Source organism: Streptomyces sp. NPDC104106, assembly GCF_055584345.1.
On the sequence record NZ_JBVJMF010000025.1, the window covers coordinates 104,160 to 124,243 of the forward strand.

18 protein-coding genes and 2 pseudogenes are annotated in these 20,084 nt (G+C 72.9%); 13 read left to right on the forward strand and 7 right to left on the reverse strand.

Features of this window, described 5'->3' with window-relative positions:
* Nucleotides 1-41: 41 nt before the first annotated feature.
* Entirely contained in the window at nt 42-707 is a 666-nt protein-coding gene (locus tag ACZ60X_RS38575; RefSeq protein WP_469609175.1) for a hemerythrin domain-containing protein, read from the reverse strand.
* A 221-nt stretch (nt 708-928) separates the two neighbouring features.
* Between ACZ60X_RS38575 and ACZ60X_RS38580 the strand changes: the two genes are divergently transcribed.
* The 3 genes from ACZ60X_RS38580 to ACZ60X_RS38590 all read left to right on the forward strand — a co-directional run bounded on the left by ACZ60X_RS38580 (nt 929) and on the right by ACZ60X_RS38590 (nt 4,361).
* Entirely contained in the window at nt 929-1,318 is a 390-nt protein-coding gene (locus ACZ60X_RS38580) for a hypothetical protein (protein WP_469609229.1), read from the forward strand.
* A gap of 131 nt (nt 1,319-1,449) precedes the next feature.
* Nucleotides 1,450-3,252, forward strand: a complete 1,803-nt coding sequence (locus ACZ60X_RS38585; protein ID WP_469609178.1) for a thiamine pyrophosphate-requiring protein — start codon at nt 1,450-1,452, stop codon at nt 3,250-3,252.
* Nucleotides 3,249-4,361: an SDR family oxidoreductase gene (locus tag ACZ60X_RS38590; protein ID WP_469609180.1), complete on the forward strand. Its 1,113-nt coding sequence runs from the start codon at nt 3,249-3,251 to the stop codon at nt 4,359-4,361. Before ACZ60X_RS38585 ends, ACZ60X_RS38590 begins: the two co-directional genes overlap by 4 nt.
* On the opposite strand, the gene ACZ60X_RS38595 is transcribed toward ACZ60X_RS38590, so the two are convergent.
* Complete coding sequence (locus ACZ60X_RS38595; protein WP_469609183.1) at nt 4,289-6,070, reverse strand: glycoside hydrolase family 15 protein; 1,782 nt, start codon at nt 6,068-6,070, stop codon at nt 4,289-4,291. The genes ACZ60X_RS38590 and ACZ60X_RS38595 overlap by 73 nt on opposite strands.
* 243 nt (nt 6,071-6,313) lie before the next feature.
* Between ACZ60X_RS38595 and ACZ60X_RS38600 the strand changes: the two genes are divergently transcribed.
* The 5 genes and pseudogenes from ACZ60X_RS38600 (at nt 6,314) to ACZ60X_RS38620 (ending at nt 11,217) form a co-directional block, all read left to right on the forward strand.
* Entirely contained in the window at nt 6,314-6,616 is a 303-nt protein-coding gene (locus ACZ60X_RS38600) for a hypothetical protein (RefSeq protein WP_469609186.1), read from the forward strand.
* A 59-nt stretch (nt 6,617-6,675) separates the two neighbouring features.
* Nucleotides 6,676-7,413 (forward strand): annotated as a pseudogene (locus tag ACZ60X_RS38605) (sigma-70 family RNA polymerase sigma factor); the annotation flags it as partial.
* A gap of 277 nt (nt 7,414-7,690) precedes the next feature.
* A complete protein-coding gene (locus tag ACZ60X_RS38610; RefSeq protein WP_469609190.1) occupies nt 7,691-9,490 on the forward strand; it encodes a thiamine pyrophosphate-requiring protein in 1,800 nt (599 codons plus the stop codon).
* Nucleotides 9,487-10,632, forward strand: coding sequence for an enolase C-terminal domain-like protein (locus ACZ60X_RS38615; protein WP_469609192.1), 1,146 nt, complete (start codon nt 9,487-9,489; stop codon nt 10,630-10,632). Before ACZ60X_RS38610 ends, ACZ60X_RS38615 begins: the two co-directional genes overlap by 4 nt.
* Nucleotides 10,633-10,818: 186 nt before the next feature.
* Nucleotides 10,819-11,217 carry an FAD-binding oxidoreductase gene (locus ACZ60X_RS38620; RefSeq protein ID WP_469609195.1) on the forward strand — a complete coding sequence of 133 codons (399 nt, stop codon included), beginning with the start codon at nt 10,819-10,821 and terminating at the stop codon, nt 11,215-11,217.
* On the opposite strand, the gene ACZ60X_RS38625 is transcribed toward ACZ60X_RS38620, so the two are convergent.
* A complete protein-coding gene (locus tag ACZ60X_RS38625; RefSeq protein ID WP_469609198.1) occupies nt 11,206-11,703 on the reverse strand; it encodes a hypothetical protein in 498 nt (165 codons plus the stop codon). The genes ACZ60X_RS38620 and ACZ60X_RS38625 overlap by 12 nt on opposite strands.
* Between ACZ60X_RS38625 and ACZ60X_RS38630 the strand changes: the two genes are divergently transcribed.
* Together ACZ60X_RS38630 and ACZ60X_RS38635 are read left to right on the forward strand one after the other, a co-directional pair.
* Nucleotides 11,696-12,028 carry a hypothetical protein gene (locus ACZ60X_RS38630; protein WP_469609200.1) on the forward strand — a complete coding sequence of 111 codons (333 nt, stop codon included), beginning with the start codon at nt 11,696-11,698 and terminating at the stop codon, nt 12,026-12,028. The two genes, ACZ60X_RS38625 and ACZ60X_RS38630, sit on opposite strands and share 8 nt — an antisense overlap.
* Nucleotides 12,007-12,096: pseudogene (locus ACZ60X_RS38635) on the forward strand (hypothetical protein); the annotation flags it as partial. The gene ACZ60X_RS38630 and the pseudogene ACZ60X_RS38635, both read left to right, overlap by 22 nt.
* 83 nt (nt 12,097-12,179) lie before the next feature.
* Here the strand turns inward: ACZ60X_RS38635 and ACZ60X_RS38640 are convergent.
* From ACZ60X_RS38640 to ACZ60X_RS38655, 4 genes are all read right to left on the reverse strand, one after another.
* The gene (locus tag ACZ60X_RS38640; RefSeq protein ID WP_469609202.1) at nt 12,180-13,145 is read right to left on the reverse strand and encodes a sigma factor; all 966 of its coding nucleotides are present in this window, start codon (nt 13,143-13,145) and stop codon (nt 12,180-12,182) included.
* 169 nt (nt 13,146-13,314) lie between these two features.
* The gene (locus ACZ60X_RS38645) at nt 13,315-14,490 is read right to left on the reverse strand and encodes a bifunctional class I SAM-dependent methyltransferase/NUDIX hydrolase (RefSeq protein ID WP_469609205.1); all 1,176 of its coding nucleotides are present in this window, start codon (nt 14,488-14,490) and stop codon (nt 13,315-13,317) included.
* Nucleotides 14,491-14,509: 19 nt separating this feature from the next.
* Nucleotides 14,510-15,082, reverse strand: coding sequence for a class I SAM-dependent methyltransferase (locus ACZ60X_RS38650; protein ID WP_469609208.1), 573 nt, complete (start codon nt 15,080-15,082; stop codon nt 14,510-14,512).
* Nucleotides 15,079-15,369 carry a hypothetical protein gene (locus ACZ60X_RS38655; protein WP_469609211.1) on the reverse strand — a complete coding sequence of 97 codons (291 nt, stop codon included), beginning with the start codon at nt 15,367-15,369 and terminating at the stop codon, nt 15,079-15,081. The genes ACZ60X_RS38650 and ACZ60X_RS38655 overlap by 4 nt, the downstream gene beginning before the upstream one ends.
* A gap of 1,120 nt (nt 15,370-16,489) precedes the next feature.
* Here ACZ60X_RS38655 and ACZ60X_RS38660 point away from each other — a divergent pair.
* The 3 genes from ACZ60X_RS38660 (at nt 16,490) to ACZ60X_RS38670 (ending at nt 19,840) form a co-directional block, all read left to right on the forward strand.
* Nucleotides 16,490-17,689, forward strand: coding sequence for a helix-turn-helix transcriptional regulator (locus ACZ60X_RS38660; protein ID WP_469609214.1), 1,200 nt, complete (start codon nt 16,490-16,492; stop codon nt 17,687-17,689).
* 227 nt (nt 17,690-17,916) lie between these two features.
* Nucleotides 17,917-18,552 (forward strand): FMN-dependent NADH-azoreductase, encoded by a 636-nt coding sequence (locus ACZ60X_RS38665; RefSeq protein WP_469609216.1) that lies wholly within the window; start codon nt 17,917-17,919, stop codon nt 18,550-18,552.
* A 94-nt stretch (nt 18,553-18,646) separates the two neighbouring features.
* A complete protein-coding gene (locus ACZ60X_RS38670; protein WP_469609219.1) occupies nt 18,647-19,840 on the forward strand; it encodes a cytochrome P450 in 1,194 nt (397 codons plus the stop codon).
* Nucleotides 19,841-20,084 lie beyond the last annotated feature (244 nt).

A 20,084-nucleotide genomic window follows, 5' to 3' on the forward strand; every position in this document is an offset into this window, starting at 1 on the left:
GACGGTCAGGCGTGACAGGTCGGGCCTGACAGCAGGACGTTTCAGGCGGCCCGGCGGTGGCGGACGGCGTCGAGTGCGCGGTCGACGGGGCCGAGGACCGGCGCGGCCAGCTTGTTCGCGGCCTCGTTGTTGACCCAGCGGTGCGGCCGGGTGGGCGCGTAGACCTGGGTCAGTTTCACCTCGGCGCCCAGCATGCGCAGCCGCGACGGGCTGACCGCCTTGCGCAGCGCCGTGAACTCCTCGCGCTCCTCACGCGCGGCGTGCCGGGTGACCGCGCGCCGCGCCTCGTTCAGCAGGCGCAGGTACCCGGCGCCGTCCGGGCCGGTCCGCCACAGCGTCACCAGCACCTGTTTCGCGTCCTTCTCCTCGTGGCGCCGCCGGGCGGCCAGTTCCCGGCCGTGCTGGAGCGCGCGGCGCGCGACGGGGTGGACATGGGCCTCCTCGGCGGCCTCGTGCACGGCGAGCAGACGCATCAACCGCTCGAAGTTCCGGCGGCGCCACGGGCCCGGCAGCGCGGCACGCAGAAAGCCGAGCTTGATCTGCCGGTGCTGGCGGGTGAGCACGTCGACGACGTTCTCCCCGCTCAGCGTGCGTGCCACCCGCCGGGACCAGGCGGGGGCGGTGGTCGTCACGCCCTTCGCCGCCTTCCCGGCGAGCAGCGGCCTGGTGACCGTGTTCAGCGCGGCCGGCCTGGTCAGTGTGGCCATGGTCCCTCCTCACTGCGGACTCAGCGCTCGCGAGTACCCGGCCGGGCCGCTCGTACGCACACTTCGGTGCCGTTTTGTCCCCGGATGTCCGGGGGGAATGATGGGAGGTGTCCGTTTCGCGGGCGGGCGGAACAGGCACCCGACGGGCCGGGGCCCGCAGCGTCGCCGGCTGGCGCGGCCCCCTCCCTGCGAGCGCGGCGGCGAGGACCGACGGGGTGCAGATGCGGTGGAAGAGGAAGAAGGCGGACCGGAGGCGGGCGGTCCGCCTGGAGCTGTGCGACCTGTGCGCGGTCACCCTCCCGCAGGACGAGGCACGGCGCGGCTACGTGCCCGACTCCTCCAGCGTGAACCCCCGCAACGACTGGTTCGACGGCCTGCGGCTCATCACGGCGTGCGGCGAGGACCACCTCGCGGTCATGCGGGAGATCTACCGCAGCCGCCCCTTCGTCCAGGAGGAGCTGTGGGCAGCGAAGATCACCCGCGCCCTGACCGCCGGGCCGCCCGTCCTCACGCTCGTGGAACTCCAGCGCCGCACCGGCCTGCACGAGCCGGAGATCAGACGCGCCATCGCCTGGCACAACGACCGCACGGCGCCGGGGGCGACCCCCTGACCGGGCGCGGCCCGCGTCCCCGGCCTGCCCGCCGCCCGCGCGCCGGCGGCCGGCCCGGCGTGGTTTACGCGCGACGCGCTGTGGCAACCCAGAGGCCCGACCCCGCACACCTCTGGCTCAGGAGGACCCTCATGACCCAAGTCGCCGACTATGTGCTGCAACGCCTCACCGAGTGGGGTGTCCAGCGGGTGTACGGCTATCCCGGGGACGGGATCAACGGCCTGCTGGGCGCCTTCGACCGGGCGAAGGGCAGCCCCGAGTTCATCCAGACGCGGCACGAGGAGATGGCGGCGTTCATGGCGTGTGCGCACGCCAAGTTCACCGGCGAGGTCGGCTGCTGCACGGCGACCTCGGGGCCGGGCGCGGTCCATCTGCTCAACGGGCTGTACGACGCCAAGCTGGACCACCAGCCGGTGGTCGCCGTGGTCGGCCAGCAGAAACGGCTCTCCCTCGGCGCCCACTACCAGCAGGAGGTCGATCTGGAGCGCCTGTTCGCGGACGTCTCCGAGTTCTGCCAGATGGTGGTGCATCCCGCGCAGGTCCGGCATGTCATCGACCGCGCCTTCAAGACGGCCCTGACCACGCGCGGCGTCGCCACGGTCATCATCCCCAACGATGTCCAGGAGGAGGACGCCCAGCCGTCGCCGCCGAAGACGCACGGCTCCGTCTTCTCCAGCGTGGGCTGGAGCCGCCCGCGCGTCCTGCCCGACCCCGACGAACTGCGCCGTGCCGCGGACGTACTGAACGAGGGCTCCAAGGTCGCGATGCTGGTGGGACAGGGCGCGGCGGGGGCCCAGAAGGAAGTCGTCGAGGCCGCGGATCTGCTCGGCGCGGGGGTCGCCAAGGCGCTGCTGGGCCGGGAGGTGCTGCCGGACGACCTGCCGTTCGTGACGGGCCCCATCGGGCTGCTCGGCAGCAAGGCGAGCGACGACATGATCCAGAACTGCGACACCCTCTTCATGATCGGCAGCAGCTTCCCCTATTCCGAGTGGCTGCCCGACGAGGGGCAGGCCCGGGGTGTCGAGATCGACATCGACGGGCGGATGATCGGCGTCCGCTACCCCATGGACGCCCACCTCGTCGGCGACGCCAAGGAGACGCTGCGCGCGCTGATCCCCCTGCTGCGGCGCAAGGAGGACCGCGACTGGCGGGAGCGGATCGAGAAGGACGTCCGTGAATGGAACGACCTGTGCGACCGGTGGGCGGGCGAGCACTTCGAGGGCACCATCAACCCGCAGGCGGTCGCGGCCCAGCTGTCGCCCCGCCTCCCGGACGGCTGCATCCTCACCGCCGACTCCGGCTCGGGCACCAACTGGTGGGCCCGGCACCTGAAGCTGCGCAGCGGCATGCGGGCATCGCTGTCCGGGACGCTCGCGACGATGGGCCCGGGGACCCCGTACGCCATCGCGGCGCGGTTCGCGTACCCGGACCGGCCGGTGATCGCGTTCGTCGGCGACGGAGCGTTCCAGATGAACGGCATGAACGAGATGATCACCGTCAAGCGGTACCTCGACCGGCTGTCCGGGCCCGCGCCCTTCGTCTTCTGCGTCTTCAACAACCAGGACCTCAACCAGGTCACCTGGGAACAGCGCGCCATGGCCGGCGACCCCAAGTATCCGGCGTCCCAGGAGATCCCGGACATCCCCTACGCGGCCTACGCCCAGCTGCTCGGACTGAAGGGCATCGTCTGCGAAGACCCGGACAAGGTCGGCTCGGCCTGGGACGAGGCGCTCGCCTCGGACAAGCCGGTGGTGCTGGAGTTCAAAGTGGACAACGAGATCGCGCCCATCCCGCCGCACATCATGAAGTCCCAGGCCAAGAAGGCCGCCAAGGCCGCGCTCCACGACCCGGAGAAGGCCGGCATCACCGCCAGGGGCGTACGGCAGAAGCTGACCGAGTACGCCGAACACCTCCCGGGCCGGGGGCAGAAGTGAGCGGCACCCGCCAGGACGGCCCGCGCGGCGGCCCGCAGGTCGTGGTCGTCACCGGCGCGAGCGCCGGCGTCGGCCGGGCCACGGCCCGCGCGTTCGGCGCGCGCGGGGCGGCGGTGGCGTTGCTGGCCCGCGGCCAGAAGGGGCTGGAGCAGGCGGCGCACGAGGTCCGCACGGCCGGCGGGCAGGCCCTGCCGCTCGTCGTCGACGTCGCGGACCCCGAGGCCGTGGAGGCGGCCGCGCGCCAGGTGGAGGAGCAGCTCGGACCGATCGACGTGTGGGTGAACGCCGCGTTCGCCACGCTGTTCGCGCCCGTCACCGAGATCCGCCCGGACGAGGTGCGGCGGGCCACCGAGGTGACGTACCTCGGCTTCGTCCACGGCACCCTGGCCGCCCTGCACCGCATGGTGCCGCGTGACCGGGGCACGATCGTGCAGGTCGGCTCCGCCCTGGCCTACCGCAGCGTGCCGCTTCAGGCCGTCTACTGCGGCGCCAAGGCCGCGATCCGGGGCTTCACCGACTCCCTGCGCTGCGAGCTGATGCACGAGGGCAGCGGGGTGCGGGTGACCACGGCGCACCTGCCGGGGGTGAACACGCCCCAGTTCAGCTGGGTGCTGACCCGCCTGCCCCGGCACCCCCGGCCGGTGGCCCCGGTCTACCAGCCGGAAGTCGCCGCCGAGGGCATCCTGTACGCGGCCGACCACCCCGAGCGGCGCGAGCACTGGATCGGCGGCTCCACAGTCGCCACGCTGCTGGCCCAGCGGTTCGCCGCGGGCCTGCTGGACCGGTACCTGGCCCGCACCGCGTACGACTCGCAGCAGACGGACCAGCCCGTCGACCCCTCGCGCCCCGCCAATCTCTGGAAGCCGGTCGACGACACCCACGGCGCCGACCACGGTCCGCACGGGATCTTCGACCAGGAGGCCCACTCCCGCAGCCTCCAGCTTTGGGCCTCGCGCCACCGGCGTCCGCTCGTCCTCGCGGCGGCCGCCGCGGGCACCGCCGGTACGGCGCTCGCCGTGGGCCTGCGCCCGCTGTCTCAGCGCGGCAGCGTGGCGGCGTCGTTGAGACGGGCGGCGCACTCCAGCAGCAGGGCGTGGACGAAGGCCTGAGGCAGGTTGCCGCGCAGCTGGCGCTGACGCACGTCGTACTCCTCCGCGAACAGCCCGGACGGCCCGCAGGCCGCCCGGGTCCGTTCGAACCAGCGCAGGGCCCCGGTCCGGTCGCCGAGCCGGTCGGTGGCCAGCGCCATGGTGAAGCCGCACAGCAGGAAGGCGCCCTCGGCCTCGCCGAGGTCCATGCCCGGGTGGGCGAAGCGGTACAGGTACCCGTCCTCGGCCAGCTGCTCCTCGACGACGCGGCGGGTGGCCGCGGCGCTCGGGTCGTCGGCGGACGGACAACCACGGGCCAGCGGGGTCAGCAGGGCGGCGTCCGGGCCGTCGTCGTCGGCGGCCCGGCGCCACGGTCCGTCCGCGCGCAGACAGCGCCGGCGGGTCTCGGCGTAGACGGCCTCGGCGAGCGCCGCGCACCGCTCCGCCGTCCGCCCCGGCAGCGCCCCCGCCACCTGCCGCAGGCCGCAGACCACGCTCAGCCGGGACTGGGTCCACCACCGTTCGTCCAGCTCCCACAGCCCGGCGTCGGGCCGTCGCCAGTTGCGCTCCACCGTGTCGGCCGCGACCGTGACCGCCCGCTCCGCCTCCGGTGTGAGCCGGTCGAGGTGCGCGGCGGCGGCGAACAACTGCAGCGCCTCCCCGAACGTGTCCAGCTGGAACTGCTCGGCCGCATGGTTCCCGATCCGGTCGTTGCCGCCGGGGTAACCGGGCAGCGGCAGCCGCCGTTCCGGCGGTACGCGTCCGCCGTCGACGGTGTAGGCGGGGTGGAGGCCGTCGCCGTCGGCGAGGACGCGTTCGGCGGTGAAGCGCACCGCGCTGTCGAGCAGGTCGTGCGGGCCGTGCGCGGCGACCGCGAGGCCGGCCCAGCTCTGGTCGCGCAGCCAGGCGAAGCGGTAGTCGTAATTGCGGCCGGCGTTCGCCCGTTCCGGCAGGGAGGTCGTGACGGCCGCGGCCATCCCGCCCGAGGAACTCGTCAGGCCCCGCAGCACGGCGTAGGCGTGCCGGGCGTCGCGCGGTGCGGCCAGGCCGGAGCAATCCGGCACGGACCGCTGCCAGGCGTCTTCCGTCCGCGCCCACAGCCGGTCGGCGTCCAGCCGGGCGGTGCTCTCCGGTTCCGACACCTCCAGCACGAGGTCGTGGTGATCGCCCTTGCGCAGCCGGACGGTACCGTGCAGCCCCGACTCGGGGTCCCAGGCCGCCCGGTGCGCTCCGCTCAGCCGGAGCCGCAGACCGCCCGCGTCCGCGAGCCACACCCCGTCCGCCAGCCGGGGACCGCGCACCCGGCCCGCACCGAAGCCGGGCCGCGGATCGAGCCGCACCCGCAGCCGTGCCTCGCCCTCCTCCACCCGCATCCGGCGCAGCAGCACCAGGCGGTCCGTCGAGGCCGGCATCGCCAGCGCGTCACGGCACTCGATCACGCAGTCCGCGGTCAGCCAGCGGCTGACCCGGATCAGCGTGCCGTCCTCGTAGTAGCCGCCCCAGACGTGCCAGGGGTCCTCCGGTTCCACCCCGAAGTACCCGGCGCCGCCGATGAGGGCGGAGAACAGCGCGTCACTGTGCCAGCGGGGGGCGCACAGCCATACGATCCGCCCCTGCGGGTCCACGACGGCGCCGCGTTCGCCGTCGGCGAGGACCGCGTACTCCCGCAGCACCCACGGAGGGCAGAGGCCGTTCGCCGCACGCGGCGGCTTGTCCGCTCGGTCTTCCATGGCACTCGGGTTTTCCCGCTCGCCCGTCCGGGAAACGGCCTCCTGCTCCGCCAGGACCACATCCGCCCACCGGACCCCGGGCACCGCACGTGCCTCCCGGCCGCACCGGCTTGCCCCGGCGTCACCGGTCTCCCGGAAGATGCGGGAGACGCCCTCTGCCCCGCCAGGACGATGCCCGCCACCGGCCCACCGGCCCACCGGCCCACCGGCCCACCGGCCCACCGGCCCACCGGCCCACGCGCGATGCCCCGCACCACCCTGCTCGCCTTCTGGCTCTACGTGTGCCGCGCGGTGACGGTGCTGTCGGGCTTCGCGGCGTCCGACGGCGCCCACGCAGACGGCTGGTCCTCCTGTCCGCCCATGCCCGACCGGGACTACTCGCCGTCCGTGGGTACGGACCTGTGGATCGTCGGTGTCTCCGTCACCGCCGTCAGCAGCATCCGGTCCCGGGGCGCAAGGCCCCCGCCCCGCGCCCCGCGGTGCCGACGGCTCGCCGTACGGCCGCCAAGGGGTGGCCGGGCAGCCGATCGGGTGAGCCTTGCATAGCGCAACGGAAGCGGGAAACCCAGCCACTGCCCCCAGCCGAATCAGGAGCAGAGGCCCACATGACTCCTCTCAGCGCCCTCCCCCCGCCGGTGCGCCGCCGCGGCGCCGCCCTCTCCTCGCAGGAGATCGACGAGCGCGTCGCCGGGATCAGCCGGCTGCCCAGGGGCCGGGCCCGGCAGGCGGCCCGCGAGGACGCCGTCCGCGCGCTGCTTCCCCTGGCGCGCCGGATCGCCGGCAGGTACCGCGGCATCGGCGTGGAGGAGCAGGACGACCTCGTCCAGGTGGCCTGCGTGGGGCTGGTCAAGGCCATCGACGGCTACGACCCCGACAAGGGCCACGCGTTCCTGTCGTACGCGCTGCCGAAGATCACCGGGGAGCTGAAGCGGCATCTGCGGGACCGCACCGGACTGGTCCGGCTGCCGCGTTCCGTGCAGGAGACACGGCAGCAGGTCGAGCGCGCGCAGCGGGAGCTGGAGCAGCGGCACCACGGGCGCCCGCCCACCACGGCCGAGCTGGCCCGCGCCGTGGACCTGCCCGAGGAAGCCGTCGCCGAGGCGGTGCGCTCCCGGGGCGCGCTGCGTCCCCGTTCGCTCGACGCACCGCCGGACGGCTCCGACGACGCGCCGGCCGGCCTCGGCGACGTGCTCGGCGGTCCCGACCCCGGGCTCCAAGCCGCCGCCGAACGGGTGGAACTCCTCACGGCACTGCGGCAGTTCCCCGACCGTGAGCGCCGCATCCTCGTCCTGCGCTTCTTCCACGACCAGACACAGCAGCAGATCGCCACGGCCGTGGGCGTCTCCCAGATGCACGTGTCCCGCCTGCTCGCCCGGTGCCTGGCCCAGCTGCGGCAGACACTCGCCCACCTGGAGCCCCCCGCCCCCGCGCGCGCCCGCCAGGCGGCGCACGACGCCGCGGAACCCGCCGGGCAGGCACCCACCGCCCCCGGCACCGCGCCCCGCACCCCGCCGCGGCGGCATCCCGTCCGGGCAGCGGAGCAGCCGCCTGTTTACGGAAGCGGGGCGGCGGGTCACCCCGTCCCGACGGCAGAGGTGCGTGTCCGAGGGAGAGCAAGTCATGACGCTGGTGGCCGACTTTGTACTGGAACGACTGCGGGAGTGGGGGATCGAGCGGGTGTACGGCTATCCCGGGGACGGGATCAACGGCCTGCTGGGCGCCTTCGACCGGGCGAAGGGCAGCCCCGAGTTCATCCAGACGCGGCACGAGGAGATGGCGGCGTTCATGGCGTGTGCGCACGCCAAGTTCACCGGCGAGGTCGGCTGCTGCACGGCGACCTCGGGGCCGGGCGCGGTCCATCTGCTCAACGGGCTGTACGACGCCAAGCTGGACCACCAGCCGGTGGTCGCCGTGGTCGGCCAGCAGAAACGGCTCTCCCTCGGCGCCCACTACCAGCAGGAGATCCCCCTCGCCCAGCTCTTCGCGGACGTCTCCGAGTTCTGCCAGATGATCGTCCATCCGGGACAGGCGCGGCACGTCATCGACCGCGCCTTCAAGACGGCGCTCACCATGCGGGGTGTCGCCACGGTCATCATCCCCGAGGACGTCCAGGAGGAGGACGCCCAGCCGTCGCCGCCGAAGACGCACGGGTCGGTGTTCTCCAGCGTCGGCTGGAGCCGGCCGCGCCTGCTGCCCGACGCCGGCGAGCTGCGCAAGGCGGCGGACGTCCTCAACGCCGGCACCAAGGTGGCCATGATCATCGGCCAGGGCGCCGCGCATGCCGGGAGCGAGGTCGTGGAGGCGGCCGAGCTGCTGGGCGCGGGGGTCGCCAAGGCGCTGCTGGGCCGGGAGGTGCTGCCGGACGACCTGCCGTTCGTGACCGGCCCCATCGGACTGCTCGGCAGCAAGGCGAGCGACAACATGATCCAGAACTGCGACACCCTGTTCATGATCGGCAGCAGCTTCCCGTACGCGGAGTGGCTGCCGGACGAGGGGCAGGCCCGCGGTGTGGAGATCGACATCGACGGGCGGATGATCGGCATCCGCTACCCCATGGACGCCCACCTCGTCGGCGACTCCAAGGAGACCCTCAAGGCTCTCCTCCCGCTGCTCGAACGCAAGGAGGACCGGGCCTGGCGCAAGCAGATCGAGGAGGACGTCCGGGAATGGGACGCGATCTGCGCCAAGAGGGCCGGGCAGCACTTCGGCGGCACCATCAACCCGGAGGCGGTGGCCGCGGAACTCTCCCCCCGGCTGCCCGACGGCTGCATCCTCACCGCCGACTCCGGCTCGGGCACCAACTGGTGGGCCCGGCACCTGAAGCTGCGGGGCGGCATGCGGGCATCGCTGTCCGGGACGCTCGCGACGATGGGCCCGGGGACCCCGTACGCGATCGCCGCCCGCTTCGCCCACCCGGACCGGCCGGTGATCGCCTTCGTCGGTGACGGGGCCTTCCAGATGAACGGCATGGCGGAGATGATCACCGTCAAGCGGTATCTGGACCGGCTCTCCGGTCCTGCGCCGTTCGTCTTCTGCGTGTTCAACAACCAGGACCTCAACCAGGTCACCTGGGAACAGCGCGCCATGGCCGGCGACCCGAAGTTCCCGGGCTCGCAGTACATCCCGGACGTGCCCTACGCCAGGTACGCCGAGCTGCTGGGCCTGAAGGGCATCCACTGCGACAAGCCCAGGAAGGTCGGCAAGGCGTGGGAGGAGGCGCTCGCCTCGGACGTGCCGGTGGTGCTGGAGTTCAAGGTGGACCAGGAGATCGCGCCGATCCCGCCGCACATCATGCTGGCGCAGGGCAAGAAGGCCGCCAAGGCCGCCGTACGCGATCCGGAGCGCGCGGGCATCGCCGCCAAGGGCGTACGGCAGAAACTGGCGGAGGCTGCCGAGCATCTGCCGGGACGGCACTCTTGAGCGGCGAAGGCGTCGCCGGCCTGACGGCCTGCCGGATCGACTCGGTCGACGTGCACGCCTTCGAGGTGCCGACCGACGGACCGGCCGGCACGGAGCAGGACGGCACCCTGGAGTGGGATTCCACCACCCTGGTCCTGGTCCGGGTGGGGGCCGGCGGCCGCACCGGGCTCGGCTACACCTACGGGGACGTCTCGGTGGCCTCGTTCGTCGACTCCAAGCTCGCCGCGGGCATGCGGGGACAGGACGTCACCTCGCCCGCCGCGCTGTGGCAGCGGATGGACCGGCAGATCCGCAACGCCGGCCGCCCCGGCGTCGCCGCCATGGCGGTGTCAGCCGTGGACGTGGCGCTGTGGGACCTCAAGGCGAGGCTGCTGGACCTGCCGCTGCTCCACCTCCTTCCGGCCTGGCACGACCGGGTCCCGGTCTACGGCAGCGGCGGATTCACCAACTACCCCCTGGACCGCCTCACCGACCAGCTCTCCGGCTGGGTGGAGCAGGGCATCCCCCGTGTCAAGCTCAAGACCTCCCGGGACCCGGCACGCGACCCGCAGCGCCTGACCGCCGTCCGCTCCGCGATCGGCGACGAGCCGGAGGTCTTCACCGACGCCAACGGGGCCCTCGGCCGCAAGGAGGCCCTGTACTGGGCCCGCCGCTTCCACGACGAGTGGGACGTGCGCTGGTTCGAGGAGCCCGTCAGCTCCGACGACCTGGCGGGCCTGCGCATGCTGCGCGAGCACGGCCCCGAGCGGCTGGAGATCGCGGCGGGCGAATACGCGTACACCACCCGGGACTTCACCGGCCTCGTCACCGGATCCGCCGTCGACTGCCTGCAGGCCGACGTCACCCGCTGCGGAGGCATCACCGGACTGCTGGAAGCGGCCGGCCTGGCCGCCGCCCACCACCTGGACCTGTCCGCCCACTGCGCGCCGGCGATCTCGGCCCACGCCTTCTGCGCCGTGCGCCGGCTGCGGCACCTGGAGTACTTCCACGACCACGTGCGGATCGAGCGCCTGCTGTTCGACGGCACCCTGTCACCTGACGGCGGCGCCCTGCGCCCCGACACCGGGCGGCCCGGCCTCGGCCTGGACGTCAAGTGGTCCGACGCCGAGCGCTACCGGGTGTACGGACGACGGACCGTCTGACCAGGCTCGCAAAGGAGAGAGCAGAGCGACGGCGAAGCCAACCCGCCGGACGACACGTGAGATCCCGGCCAAGACACATCCGCAGATCCCCGGAGCACCGCGCGCCCGCGAGACCATCGACGTCGGCAAGCTGGAGAAGGCCCTGCGGGGGCCGTCGAAGGCGAAGTCCGCTTCGACACCGCCTCGTTGGGCCGGTACGCCCAGGACGCGTCCCACTTCCGGCAGGTGCCGATCGGTGTCGTCGTCGCGCGCACCCTGGACGAGGTCGTCGCGGTGCACAAGATCTGCCATCACTTCGGCGCCCCCATCCTCAACCGGGGCGGCGGGACGAGCCTGTCCGCAGAGACGGTCGACGAGGCCGTGGTGATCGACCACTCCAAGTACCTCACCCGCATCGGGAAGACAGACCCCCGCCGCCGGCTGGTCACCTGCGCGCCGGGTGTGATCAACGAGGAGCTGAACCGCCACACGGGCCACTGCGACCTGGTCTTCGGACCCGACCCCTCCACCCACTCCCGGTGCCTGATCGGCGGGAACATCGGCAACAACTCCTGCGGCATCCACTCGGTGCAGTCACAGCTGTAGGGGCCCGGCCCGCGCACCAGCGACAACGTGCACGCCCTGGAGATCGTCACCTACGACGGCGCCCGCTTCTGGGTGGGGGTGGACGAGGAGAAGCACCTCGACGCCATCATCGCCGCGGGCGGCCGCAAGGGCGAGATCTACGGCGCGCTGCGCGACCTGCGCGACAAGTACGACGATGCCATCCGGGCCGGATTCCGCCCGGCGCCGGAGGTGCCGCGCCGGGTGTCCGGCTACACCCTGGACGAACTCCTGCCCGAACGCGGCTTCGACGTCGCCCGCGCCCTGGTCGGCACCGAGAGCACCTGCGCCACCGCCCTGCAGGCGGTCCTCATGCTCACCCCGGCGCTCCTGCAGCGCACCACCGTCGTCGTGGAGTACCGACGCGGCCGAGCACTGCGAGGAGATCGTCGAACGCTTCCGGCCCATCGGCCTGGAGGCGCTGGACGAGGAACTCATCCGCGACCAGCAGTTGCAGAACATGAACACGCAGAACATCCAGGAGCTGCCGCATCCCGGTGGCGGGGCCTGGCTGGTGGTGCAGTTCGGCGCGGACAGCGCCGAGGAGTCCGTCGCACAGGCCCACGCCTTCACCGACTGGCGCACCGACGACAAGGGATACGACCGCGACCGCATCCGGATCGCCGAGAGCGAGCAGGAGGGCGGCACCAGCGAGCACCTCTGGGCGATCCGGGAGAGCGGACTGGGCTCCACCGCGTTCCCCCCGACGGCAAGGACCACCGGCCCGGCTGGGAGGACTCCGCCGTATCCCCGGACCGGCTCGGCGAGTATGTGCGCGGCCTGCGCCGGGTGATGGACCGGCACGGCCTCGACGGCGCCATGTACGGCCACTTCGGCCAGGGCTGCATCCACTCCCGCATCAGCTTCGACCTGCGCACCGCCGAGGGCATCGCCACCTACCGGGCGTTCATGGAGGACGCCGCCCGGCCTGAACCGTACGCACCTCAGCTACGAGGAGAGCCAGGTCCGGCCCCGTCTCCCGGACCGGCTCGCGGCCCGGGACGCCGCCCTGCCGGCCCGCCGGTGGGAGGCCGCACGGCGGATGGCGTTCCCGGGCACGGCCGGGACGGCGGCAGCGGTCGTGGACCGGGCGCGGGACGTTCCGGTACGGAGCTGAGCGCCTGACGCAGCCGCCGGCAGCACAGCGCCAGGACGCGGGACACCTGCCCCTGTGACAGACCGACGGCGTCGGCGATCTGCTGCTGAGTCTGCTCCTGGTAGAACCGCAGATGCAGGACGCGCCGTTCCAGCGCGGTGAGCCGTCGTACGGCCGAGGCCAGGGCCAGCACGTCGACCACATCGTCCGGACCCCGGCCCTCGAAGCCGGTCCGGCAGACCGCCGGTTGCCCCTGAACGCCACCGCCCGGCGCGTCCAGGGGAGCGGGGCGGCACTCCCGCAACGCGCGCAACGTGGCCGCCACCAGCGCCGTCTGCATCCCGAGGTGCGCCGCGATCTGCTCCACGCCGGGCGGGACGCCCCCGTACCGCTGTTCCAGTTCCTCCAGCGCCCGGACGACCGGGCCGCAGGCCTCCTGGATCGGCCGGGGCAGCCGGATCATGGGCACCCGGTCGCGCAGATGCCGTCTGACCTCACCGACGACGGTGGGAAGCGCGTACGAGAGGAAAGCGTGCCCCCGGGCGGGGACGAATCCGTCCACCGCCCGGACCAGGCCGAGCGAGGCCACCTGCACCAGGTCGTCGACGTGCTCGCCGTGCCCCCGGAAGCGGCGTGCCACGCGCCCCGCCAGCGGCAGGAGGGCCAGGATCGCCGCGTCCCGCAGGGCCTGGCGCCGGGGACCCGGCGGACACGCCGCGAGGTCGCGCATCATCGCGTCCATCCACGCGGAGGACCGACCGGCCGCCACGGCGTGGTCGGGACGCTCCGGCCCGGGGTCGGTGTGCCTGTGCATGGGCTCTCTGCTGGGTTCTGTACGCGCCCGTTCTCGTCAGTCGTGTTCTTCGTCACCGATCACCGGCACCGCGAAACGAACCTCACCCGCTCGGGCCGCACCCGCTCGGGCCGCACCCGCTCGGAGCGCACGCGCTCGGGCCGCATCGACGGCGCCGGCCCCCGGGCTGTCATGCCGTGGTCGGCGGATGCGGCTCGGTGACCGGGGTGAAGCGGGCGGGGGAGTGGTCGATCGGCAGGTCGGGGCGCCAGGCGGTGAGGATCTGGGCACTGCACTCGAACAGGTCCGGGGGCAGGGCGTCCAGCGGCCACCAGCGCCAGTCGCCGACGCTCTCGCCCGGCTGGTCGGCCGGCTCTCCGAGCCACCGTGTGACCAGCGCGCCGAAGGTGAGGCGGACGACGTCGCCCACCCGGTCGAAAAGCATGCCGAGAAGGCGGACGTCGGCGGGGTCCGCGAACAGGCCGGTCTCCTCGGCGAGTTCGCGCACGACCGCCTCCTGAAGGGACTCGCCCGGCTCCACGGTGCCGCCGGGCAGCTCCCGAGTTTCCCGCCGGTGCCGGCCCAGCAGCAGTCCCCGGGGACCGGACAGCACGGCGCCGACGCCCACCGCCGCATGGGCGGCGGGTGGCGCGGCGGTGCGCGGGCGGGCGTTGATCCGGGCCGGTCGGCGGACCTCGAACAGCCGGTAGGACGCGTGGTTGTCCTCCTCCGGCGCGTCGAGGGCGGTGACGCCCTGGACCTGGAGCCCGTACCGCACGAGCAGGTCCTCCCACACCTCGGGCGCGAGTACCCACATGTGCATGGAGAGTTCGCCGCCGCCCGCCGGCCGCAGGGTCTCCGGGCGTGGAGTCACAGTCGAAGTCGGGCCGTTTCCCTGGGAGTTGGTGTGCAGCACGGTGAAGTACAGCCGGCCACCGGGCTTCAGGGCGGTCGCCAGGGCGGGCAGGAGCCGGTGCGGGTCGAGGAAGTGGAACGCGCTGAGGGAGAGGATCACGTCGTACGGGGCGACCGCGCCCAGGTGGTCGACGGCGTCGGCGTGGATCAGCCGCAGTCCCGGTACGCCGGGGTAGCGGGCGCGGGCCCGCTCGATCTGACTGGGGGAGGTGTCGACGGCGTCGACCAGGGCGCGGTGGTCCCGTGCCAGGTACGCGGCGTGCCGGGCGGTGCCGCAGCCGAGGTCGAGGACGCGCAGGCCCCGCAGGTCCCCGAGGAGGTCGTCCCCGGGCCCGTCCGCCGCCGGGCCCCAGGTGATCCGGTCCACTTCCGGCAGGGGCGTACCGCGGCGCAGGTGATGCGCTCCGTAGGCGGTCCATGCGAGGAGTGTCTGCTGTTCGATGTCCAACACGGGTCCTCCCAGGGCGGGTTCAGGGGCGCAGGGCGTAGCAGCGCAGTACGTCGAGATCGGCGGTCCGGACGACGGACCATCGCGCGGTGAGCGTCTCGGCCTCGGCGGGGCCGATCCCGAGGCCCGCGCAGGGGTCGCCGGCCTCCCGGCGGCCGGCGACCTCGGTGACGACCCAGAACGTCCCGCCGGGTGCGAGGATCCGCCGGACGCGGTCCAGGAAGGCCGGCTGGTCCGCCAGCCACCGGTAGACCAGGCGGCAGGTGACGACCTTGTACGCGGGCTCCGGGAGGGAGCTGAGATCGCCGGCGGCGAAGTCCATCAGATGCCAGGCCGGCCCGTCACCGTCCTGGACGTGCCGGGCGGCGGCGAGGGCGCTGGGTGCGAAGTCCACGCCGGTGGTGCGGTATCCGAGCCGGTGGAGGTGGCGGGCGAGGGCGCCGTCGCCGGTGCCGATGTCGAGAGCGGGGCGTCCGCGGCCGGGCCCGACATGGTCCGCCAGCAGCGTGGCCTCGGCGTCACAGATCCCCCGGTATCCGCGTCCGCCGGCCCAGAGCGGTTCCCAGTAGCCGGCCGTGGCGGTGGTGGTGGTCATTCGGCTCCTTCGTTCGAGGGCGCCACGGCCGTGGCCGGGCCGCGGCTCTGGTCGGGTACGGCCGCGGTCCCGAACTGCCGGGCCTGCCGTTCGTACACCCTGCGGAAGATCCCGTCGGTGAGAGGCCCGGGGGCGAGCGCGCTGGTCGGCTCGTCCACGATGAGGATGCCGGCCTCCGGGTCCGCCGCGTCCGGCGTGCGGCGCCGGTCATGCCCCCACCTCGTCTCCGGTCGCGGGAAGGGCGGGCCGGGGATGCCGGAGTGGTGTGTCGTGGCCGTCGTCAGCATGGTCCCCCTCGGCGGTCTACGGCTGACTCGTGGAGTTCAACGAGCCGACGCGCATTTCGAACACATGTGTTTCGGTCGGGTGCGGAACCCCGGCACAGTGCGTCTGCCGGTGCGTGCGCGGTGCACCGACCCTTGTCGCGCACGGGGTCAGGGCCGGCGCGCCGATGGCCGAAACGCGGAGTGCCCCGCCGCGTGAGCACCGGCACCGGCGTACCGGGGCAGGAGGGGCGGGTGGTCTGCCCGTGCGCCGGGCCGCTGACCGCGGGGCCACCCCGCCGGGGCGTTCCGTTCGGCCACGGTGGCCGAACTCCGACGTGGTCCCAGCGGATCAACACCCGTGATTCTTCGTGGCGTTGGTCACATTCGTGCGGTGCGGGGAGCGGCCCGGCGCGTGCCCCGGGGCGCGCCTACCGGCGAGCCGACTTGCCGTCGGGCGCGGGTCGGGCTTGTGTGGGGGATTGGTGAACGCCGTCGCGGCCGAGTGCGCGCCGGTCACTCGTCGGGGAGCGTTAACGGCAGCGTCACAGTGATTGCTGGTACTCCACCGGACGACTACGTATCGTTGTGCGAACGGATCGGCAAGCTTGGTGGCGAGGGTTCTTTCCTCGCCCGCCTTGTGACGTTCGTGCGCGACCGCGGTTCATCACACGTGCAGGCAACGCGGACAACTGGGTCACGGGCCAACGGGGGGCGGATGTCGTTCATCAAATCGGGCTGTGCCGGCCGGCTCCTGAAACCGTGAAGTGCGCCATCGCGCTCGGCCGCGGACGTGAGCGAACACGGGACGATTCTCGGCACGTCCGGGCCGGCCCTGGACTGCCGCACCAGGGGGGGCAGGCACCCCGCCGGTCGGCAACGGCCGGATCACATACGCGACGGGGGGACGACGAGGGAGCGTATGGGCGGTCCGGAAGAAACGGTCGATGGGGAAGAGCGAGACCCCATGAGTTCACAACGCCACCCGATGACACGTCAGAGGTCTGTAGTGCCCCCGCGATATTCAGTAATTTCCGAGCAAACTCTTCTGGAATGGTCCTGCGAGCCGGGTCGTTCCGTCGCAGAATCAGCGCTCTTGTGGCTCGACGGACGGCTCGGCAAAAGCATGGAGTTAGCCGCCGCCGTGTCCGAACCGGCCCGGAGGGAACGTCCCGTCGGTGACGTCCCGCTGGAGGCGCGCATCTGGTACGCGACGCTGCTGACGCGCGTCCGCAGCTTCCGGTCGGCCGAACGGCTCCTCGCCGGGGAGGAGTCCGGCGCCCAGGGGGCGCACCGCCCCGAGGTACGGGCGGCACTGCTGATGTGCGAAGCGGAGATCCATCTCGCCGGGGGCAGGCTCACGGAGGCGACCGCCGCGGCCGAGACCGGGCTCCGGCTGGCGTCCCAGACCGGCAACCGCGGACTCCCGCCACGGGCACACGTGGTCATGGCCATGTGCTCCGTACGCTCGCTGGACCTGACCACCGGCCTGCTGTACGCCAACCGGCTGCGGGACGCGGCCCTGCTCGGGCAGGAGAACCTCATCCCGGGGCAGTGCGTATGGGCCGCGACCCAGGCCCTGGAGGCCCGCGACGGCGTCGAGAGCGTGGCCCACCTGCTGAAGGGCATCCTCCACGACGACGTGCTCACGCGCGAGTTGCTGGTCTCCCAACCCGCGGCGGCGCCCTGGCTGGTCAGGGCCGGCCAGCGCCTCGGTGACGAGGACCTCACCGAACGCGCCGCCCGCACGATGGGCGGGCTCGCCCTCATGAACCGCGGCTTCCGCAGCGTCCAGGCGGCCGCCGAGCACGCCGCCGGGCTGTACGCGCGCGACGCGGACGCGCTGGAGGCCGCGTCGGAGCGGCACCTGGACGCGTGGTCCCGCGCCTCCGCCCTGGAGGACGCGAGCGGCGTCCGCTCCGCGCGCGTCTCCGAACGCGACCGCGCCGTCGACCTGCTCCGCCGCGCCGCCGACGCCTACCTGGGCGCCGGGGCCTGCCGGGACCTCGCGCGGGTGCAGAGCCGGCTGCGCGAACTCGACGACCACGGCGGCCGCCCGGCCCGCGGCCGGACCCGGGTCAGCCGGCTCACCGACACCGAGTTCGCGGTGGCCGAGCTGGTCAGCCAGGGCCTCACCAACGTCAGGGTAGGCAGCCAGCTCTACATCTCCCCCCACACGGTGGCGTTCCACCTGAAGAAGATCTTCCGCAAGCTCGACGTGACCTCGCGGGTCGAACTGGCCCGCTCCTGGAACCGGATCCTGCTGGAGGAGCGCGGCGACCGGCCCGGCGAGAGCGGGCCCGACTTCCTGGTCCGCCCGTCCATGGCCCGGCGGGCCGGGTAGCCACCGGTCGGCGCGGACCGTCAGGCGAGGTGACGGCTGCGCGCCGCCCCCGCCACCACCGCCCTACCAACCTGAGGGATGCCGCCGCGGCGGTCCCTGCCCGTAGCCTCCAGCAAGGGAAGCAGCACCGTTCCCCACCGTGTTGTGCCGTCCCGCCGGCGAGCGCCGGCCGGAAGGGACCGGGCGGGTTGCCAGAACAGCCACACCGATTGGCCAGGAGTCACCTCATGACCCATCTTCTGCACATCGACGCGAGCATCCGCTCCGGTGAGTCCGTGACGCGGCAGCTCACGGCCGAGTTCGTCACCCAGTGGCGGCAGAACCACTCCGACGCCGGTTACACCTACCGCGACCTCGCTGCCGAGCCCATCGCGCACATCACGCACCAGGTGCGTGAATGGCTCTTCGACCCCAGCGGCGACCTGCACGGTGTCAGCCCCGAGGAACAGGCGCTCACCGACGCGCTCATCGCCGAGGTGCGCGAGGCCACCACGATCGTGCTCGGCATCCCGATGTACAACTACACGATCCCGTCGTCCGTCAAGGCATGGATCGACCGGCTGGTCATCCCGGCGCACATGCTGCTCCCCGGTGCCGAGTCCGGCAAGCTGAGCGGCAAGAACGTCATCGTCGTCACCGCGCGCGGCGGCTCCTACGCACCCGGTACCCCGCGTGACGGCTGGGACTACCAGGAGCCCTACCTGAAGGCCGTACTCAGCTCCATCGGTCTTGCCGACAACCTGAAGTTCGTGCACGCCGAACTCACCTTCGCGGCGATCGTCCCCGCCATGGCGCAGCTGAAGCCGCTCGGCGAGAAGTCCCTCGCCGACGCCCGGGAGACCCTGCGCAAGCTGGCCGTCTGACCTCCGGCGCCACCGTCGCGGGCGGGCGCACCCCAGGCGCGGGGTGCGGATTTCCGCGGACAGACACGTTCGCACACTGTGGGGAAGGTGCTTCATGAGCGAGATGCTGTCCTTCGAAGAAGTCTGGTCACGCACCCATCACTTCGACCCTCCCGCGATCCTCGACACCCTGCGGGAGGAGCGCCCGCTCGCGAGAATGGCCTACCCGGACGGTCACATCGGCTGGTTCGCCACCAGCCACCGGATCGTCCGGGAGGTCCTCAGCGACCCCCGCTTCAGCCACAGCCTTGAGATCGGGCACTTCCCCGTCACGAAGTACGGTGCTCCCGTACCGCCGTTCCCGGCGATGCCCGGCATGTTCATCCATATGGACCCGCCGGACCACACCCGGTTCCGCCGCATGCTGGCGGGTGAGTTCACGGTCCGGCGCATCGCCGAACTCGCCCCGCGTGTCGAGTCGGTGGCCGCCGAGCAGATCGAGGAGATGCGCGAGCACGGCGCGCCCGCCGACCTGCTCGCCGTCTTCGCCAAACCGCTCGTCCTGCGCATCCTGTCCGACCTGGTCGGCCTGCCGTACGAGGAGCGCGAACGGTACGCCGACGCGCCCGCCGTCAGCCATGACCCGGACGCGACCATCGAGGAGTCGATGGCGGTCTACCAGCAGGTCGGCGCGCTCATCGGGGAGACCATCGAGCGCAAGCGCAAAGAACCCGGTGACGACATCATCAGCCGGCTCCTGGCCGCCGGCGACGTCACCGACGAGGAACTCGCCAACATCGTGTCCCTGTTGCTCTTCGCGGGATACGAGACCACCGAGAGCGCGCTGAGCGTCGGCGTCATGGCTCTCTTGCACCACCCCGAGCAACTCGCCGCCCTGCACGCCGACCTGACCCGGGTCGACGCCGCGGTGGAGGAGATCCTGCGCTACGTCACCGTCAACCAGTACGAGATCTTCCGCACCGCGCTGGAGGACGTCGAGCTGGACGGCCGGCTGGTGAAGAAGGGGGAGACCGTCACGGTGTCCCTGCCGGCCGCCAACCGCGACCCCGCGAAGTACGGCTGCCCCGCCCGCCTCGACCTCGACCGGGACACCTCCGGACACCTGGCGTTCGGCCACGGCATCCACCAGTGCGTCGGCCAGAACCTGGCCCGCCTCGAACTCCGCACCGGTCTGCGCGCACTGCTGCGGGCGTTCCCCGGTCTCCGCGCCGCCACGCCGGCCGAGGAGGTCCCGCTGCGCACCCGGGGATCCGTCTTCTGCCTGAAGAACCTCCCGGTCGCCTGGTGAGCCTTCCGCTCGCCTGGTGAGCCCGCGGGCCAGCCCGTGCGCCTCCCGCTGCCCCGGCAGTACCTCCGTCCGCCCCCCCCGACCACGTCCGGCGGTACGGCGGCCTCCCCTGCGACCTCGCACGGGCCGGCCACGACCGCCCGCTCCCACCGTCCCGGACCGGCCTGCCCGGCCGTCCCCGGCGGTGGGACGGCTCCCTGTCCGCCGCGGCGGCCGGGACCGGCCGCTCCCGCCCGCTCCGAGC